At 64.6% G+C, this 4871-nt stretch carries 5 protein-coding genes; 4 read left to right on the top strand and 1 reads right to left on the bottom strand.

Features of this window, described 5'->3' with window-relative positions:
- A partial coding sequence (locus tag MOV75_RS27535) for an SURF1 family protein (RefSeq protein WP_247006935.1) occupies positions 1 to 597 on the top strand: 597 nt, incomplete at its 5' end.
- 116 nt (positions 598 to 713) lie between these two features.
- Positions 714 to 1082 (top strand): nuclear transport factor 2 family protein, encoded by a 369-nt coding sequence (locus tag MOV75_RS27530; RefSeq protein WP_246930095.1) that lies wholly within the window; start codon positions 714 to 716, stop codon positions 1080 to 1082.
- On the opposite strand, the gene MOV75_RS27525 is transcribed toward MOV75_RS27530, so the two are convergent.
- Positions 1079 to 2419 carry an ATP-binding protein gene (locus MOV75_RS27525; RefSeq protein ID WP_246930096.1) on the bottom strand — a complete coding sequence of 447 codons (1341 nt, stop codon included), beginning with the start codon at positions 2417 to 2419 and terminating at the stop codon, positions 1079 to 1081. The two genes, MOV75_RS27530 and MOV75_RS27525, sit on opposite strands and share 4 nt — an antisense overlap.
- A gap of 84 nt (positions 2420 to 2503) precedes the next feature.
- Here MOV75_RS27525 and MOV75_RS27520 point away from each other — a divergent pair, with 84 nt between their 5' ends.
- Together MOV75_RS27520 and thrC are read left to right on the top strand one after the other, a co-directional pair.
- Positions 2504 to 3148, top strand: a complete 645-nt coding sequence (locus MOV75_RS27520; protein WP_094890791.1) for a response regulator transcription factor — start codon at positions 2504 to 2506, stop codon at positions 3146 to 3148.
- A gap of 593 nt (positions 3149 to 3741) precedes the next feature.
- A partial coding sequence (thrC, locus tag MOV75_RS27515) for a threonine synthase (RefSeq protein ID WP_247006934.1) occupies positions 3742 to 4871 on the top strand: 1130 nt, incomplete at its 3' end.

The raw sequence follows: 4871 nt of genomic DNA, 5'->3' as shown, positions 1-4871 counted from the left end.
CCCGTCGCGCTGCCGCCGCCGGCGCAATGGGCTGCACTTAATCCCGCGCGCGATGAATTCCGCCGAGTCAGCTTCACCGCGACTTACGCAGCCCTGCCCGATGCGATGGTCTATTCCTCCGGCTCGGCAGTGCGCAAGGACGCCTCCGGCCCGGGCACTTGGGCGTTCCTGCCGGCGCGGCTTCCCAGCGGCGAGACGGTCGTGATCGATGCGGGCTTCGTCGAGAACACGATGCAGGACCGCAGCGTCGAGGACCGCGCGGTGAAGAAGCTTGTCACTGGGCAGCCGGTCGCGCTCACCGGTTATCTGCGCTTTCCCGAGCCGTCCGGCTGGCTGACGCCGGCGGAGAATCGCGACAAGCGGCTCTGGTTCGTGCGCGATCATCTGGCAATCGCAGGCGCGCTCGGCTGGGGCGCGGTAGCGCCGTTCTATGTCGACCTCGAGCAGCCGGCGCCCGAGAACGGCATTCCGCGCCCGGGGGCGCTGGACGTGCATCTGAAGGACGATCACCTGCAATATGCCATCACCTGGTTCACGCTCGCAGGCGCCGTGCTGATCGCCTTCGCCGTGTGGGCAAGAGGCCGGCGGCAGAGCTGAGCCGTCGAAGGTCTCCGAGGGGGAACCCGGTATCGCCCGGGGTTTATTGTTCAGCGCACATTCACGAGTGTGGTCCTAAGCCGCCGGTGGTTTCCCGCGGCAGACAGGATTCCGGCGTGAGCGATTTCGATCAGATGGGAATTGTCGTCGACTGGGTGGACGCCTGCCGGAAGGGCGACCTCACGACGTTGCTCGACCTCTATGCGGACGATGCCCAGGTCGAATGTACGTGTAACGGCGCGCAGCGCTATCACGGCCGGAGCGAGCTCGAGGCCTATTGGCAGCCGCGGCTCAGTGCCTTCGCCCTGGCGGGTTTCGGGCTGGAGGAGATCGGCCCCGTGCCCCATGGCGTCGATCTCGAATATTCCGTCGCCGGCGCGCTGCGCATTCGCGCCTCGTTTCGCTTCAGCCCGGAAGGCAAGATCCGCAGCACGCTGTGCGAGCCGGCGCGACAGAACGCGCTCGACGGCTGTTGTGCATGCTAGCCGCCGACCGGCACCTCGCGTGCCGGTTCGGCCGGAAGGCGGCAGCGTACATAGGTTCGCTCATCCACGCGCAGCAGTGACAACGATCCGCTGAGCGCGCGCACGCGCTCATGCATGCCGGTCAGGCCACGGCCGAAGACATTGTCGGCAGGAAAGCCGTCGCCGTCGTCGGAGATCTCGATGACGAGCGCCTCACCGCTGACGGTCGCCTGGACATGGGCGCTGCTGGCCTTGGCGTGGCGCAGCACGTTGGTCAGTGCCTCCTGGATCACCCGATAGATGGTCCGAGCCAACGGCCCGTCGATCACGTTGAGATCTGGATCGATCGTATCCGTCAGGACGATATGCGGTGCCTGCTTGCGAAAGTTCCGGAGCAGCGTCTGCACGCTGGTCGCAAGGCCCAGCTCCTCGATGTAGAGCGGCCGCAGCCGGTCGAGGATGCGGCGGTTGGTCTGCTGGAGCGCCTCGACCGATTGCAGTACCTCCTGGGCCGAGTTGCCGAGATTTCCCACCGGCGGCGAGGCTTCGATCAGCGCGATCGTACCGGCGCGAATGCTGAACAGCAGCGGTCCGAGCTCGTCGTGCAATTCGCGGGCGAGATCGCGCCGCTCGTCGTCCTGGAGCGACACCAGGCGGTGCATCAGATCGCGATTGTCCTGGCTGAATTGCGCAAGCGTAGCAGCCAGCGCATTTGCCTCCGCACAACTCTGCCGAACCTCCGGCGGCCCTGCGACCGGGATCGGCTTTGCGTAGTCGCCACGCCGCATCCGCGTCAGGCCCTCACCGAGCTCCTGAAGGGGACGCAGGGCAGATCCCGCGAAGACGTAGGCGATGATTCCAGTGAGCACCGTCAGCACGGCGACGAGGCTGGTCAGGGCCAGGAAGCCGATCCATTTCTCGAACAGGTCGGCCGTGAGGTCCGGCAGGAACACGATATCGCCGATACGTCTGCCATCGATCAGCACCGGGGCCGCAACGTCCGTGCCCGGCACCATAAGCAGGTTGACGAACCACTGCGGCACCCCTTGCAGGTTGCGCGTATCGTTCCTTGGCGAGCGCAGGGGCGCGCCTTCCGCGGAGCGGAATTGGATGTCCGAGGAGGTGGTCAAGGATTGGACAAAGGCGTCAAGCAACTTCTGTGGATTGTCCGACGCGCGCAAAGTGTTGTTGAGTGCGGTAGCGATCGTCCGGGTCGAACGTTGAGCGGGCTCGTTTTCGTCGGCCAGCTGGCTGGTTGCGAAGATCTGGAGCAGCACCCCGCCCAGGATCAGGGCTGCGAGAAAGCTCGCGCCGAGCGGAAGGAACAGTTGCGTTCTGAACGAGAGCCGTTGCCACATTAGGTCAATTCTAACGCGCATCGGCGGGATTTGCTCTTTCCATTTGTTCCCGCCGGTTTATGAGTCAAAAAAAGCGAGTGCGCGATGCAAGATACCGCCAAGCCGGGGACCCGGGTCCTAATCGTCGATGACCATCCCGTGGTGCTGTCCGGTTGCCGCACCCTGTTCGCTTCGGACCATTCGATCCGTATCGACGAGGCGACGGACGCCAAATCCGGGCATCGCGCCTATGTCAGCAAGCGGCCCGACGTCACCGTGATCGACATCAGCCTGCCCGATGTCTCGGGCTTCGAGCTGATGCGACGCATCCGCAAGGACGATCCCGACGCCAAGATCATCATGTTCAGCATGAACGACGATCCGGCTTTCGTGGTGCGGGCGGTCGAGCTCGGGGCGCAGGGCTACGTCTCCAAGGGCGATGATCCCAGGATCCTGCTGAAAGCGGTGCGCAAGGTGGTCGCTGGCGACAATTTCATCTCACCGCAGCTCGCGGAAGCCGTGACGTTTTCCGGCGCGGCGATCAAGGCCAACCCGGCCTCGCAGATGACGCCGAGGGAACTCGAAATTCTCCGCCTGCTCGGACGCGGCGACAAGATCGTGGAAGTCGCCGAGGCGCTTGGCATCTCCTACAAGACGGTCGCCAACACCACGTCCCTGCTCAAGCAGAAGCTCGGGGCCAAGAACCATTCCGACCTGATCAGGATCGCGGTGGAAATCGGGATGAATTGACGTCGCCGGCACCGAGGGCCCGGGCACTGGCGGCCCGGGCACTGGTGGCCCGGACGCACCGAACCGGCTACTCCAGGATGCAGCCGGTTCGGCGGGACGGATCGGTGTCAGCGTGCAGCCGGGCAATGCATGGACACCGCCGACACCCATCCGCGGACCCAATGAGCCGAGGTGGCAATCGTTCCGGTGCTATCCGAAACTGTCGGGTCAAAACGGCAATCTGCGGTGGGAATTCGCTCGACCGGGCTCATGAAAGCTTGGGCGCTTCGGGAAAAATAGGAACATCTTCCCGCATCCGTCGTTTTCGCCCTTGACGATTTCGTGACGGGCGACGAAAGCTTGGCTGACAAGTTTCAGCGGGCGGCGACCCGAAAGAGGCAAACCGGTCTGCACACATCAACGACAGACCTTCCAAGAGAGGGCTGCGGCGCCGCCGCAGCCCTTTTTGCTGGGCATTGTGCAGTTGGGAAGCGGTTTCCCGTTGCCGCAAAACACTTTATGGTGGCCCAAAGCCTCTGGCTGTTAACAACTAATTTCGTAAAATCAAAGGCTTAAGGATCGCGCTCAGGCCCGGTCGGCCTTTGGAGGGCAGTTTGACTCGTTATATCTCGACCCGGGGCGAGGCCCCCGAACTCGGTTTCTGCGACGTGATGCTGACCGGGCTCGCCCGGGATGGCGGCCTCTATGTGCCGACCACTTGGCCGCAGCTCTCCGCTGATGCCATCGCCGGCTTCTTCGGCCGTCCCTATTGGGAGGTCGCGGTCGACGTGATTCGTCCCTTCGCGGGCGGCGAGATCCCCGACGCCGAACTCGGCCGCATGGCAAACGAGGCCTACGCAACCTTCCGCCATCCGGCGGTGGTGCCGCTGCGCCAGATGTCGCCGCACCAGTTCGTGCTGGAGCTGTTCCACGGCCCGACGCTCGCCTTCAAGGACGTGGCGATGCAGCTGATCTCGCGGCTGATGGACCACGTGCTCGCCAAGCGCGGCCAACGCACCACCATCGTGGTCGCGACGTCAGGCGATACCGGCGGCGCGGCGGTCGAAGCCTTCGCCGGCCTCGAGAACGTGGATCTCATCGTGCTGTTCCCGCACGGCCGCATCTCCGAGGTACAGCGGCGGATGATGACTTCAACGGGGGCGGCCAATGTCCATGCCCTCGCCATCGAGGGCAACTTCGACGACTGCCAGGCGCTCGTGAAGGGAATGTTCAACAACCATCGCTTCCGCGATGCGACCTCGCTTTCCGGCGTCAATTCCATCAACTGGGCGCGCATCGTGGCCCAGGTCGTCTACTATTTCACCTCGGCGGTTGCCGTCGGCGCGCCGGCGCGCGCGGTGGATTTCGTCGTGCCGACCGGCAATTTCGGCGACATCTTTGCCGGCTATGTCGCCAAGCGCATGGGCCTGCCGGTGCGGACCCTGCGCATCGCCGCCAACGTCAACGACATCCTGGCGCGCACGCTGAAGACGGGGATCTATGAGGTGCGCGAGGTGCACGCGACGGCGTCGCCGTCGATGGACATCCAGATCTCGTCGAATTTCGAGCGGCTGCTGTTCGAGGCCGGCCGGCGCGATGCGGCAAGCGTTCGCCGTCTGATGGATTCGCTGAAGCAATCAGGACGTTTCGTGCTGCCCGATGCGACGCTGGCCGCAATCCGCGAGGAGTTCGACGCCGGGCGCGCCGACGAGACCGAGACCGCGGCTGCGATCCGCGCCGGCTG

This window comes from Bradyrhizobium sp. PRIMUS42 (genome assembly GCF_023006515.1).
GTDB lineage: Bacteria > Pseudomonadota > Alphaproteobacteria > Rhizobiales > Xanthobacteraceae > Bradyrhizobium.
The sequence above is the reverse complement of the archived record's forward strand: the minus strand, read 5'-3'. Positions and strand labels throughout refer to the sequence as shown.

What these genes read in the sequence shown, in the direction of transcription:
- MOV75_RS27525 (WP_246930096.1), bottom strand. Translation starts at nt 2,419, where the DNA reads ATGTGGCAACGGCTCTCGTTCAGAACGCAACTGTTCCTTCCGCTCGGC.
- MOV75_RS27520 (WP_094890791.1), top strand. Translation starts at nt 2,504, where the DNA reads ATGCAAGATACCGCCAAGCCGGGGACCCGGGTCCTAATCGTCGATGAC.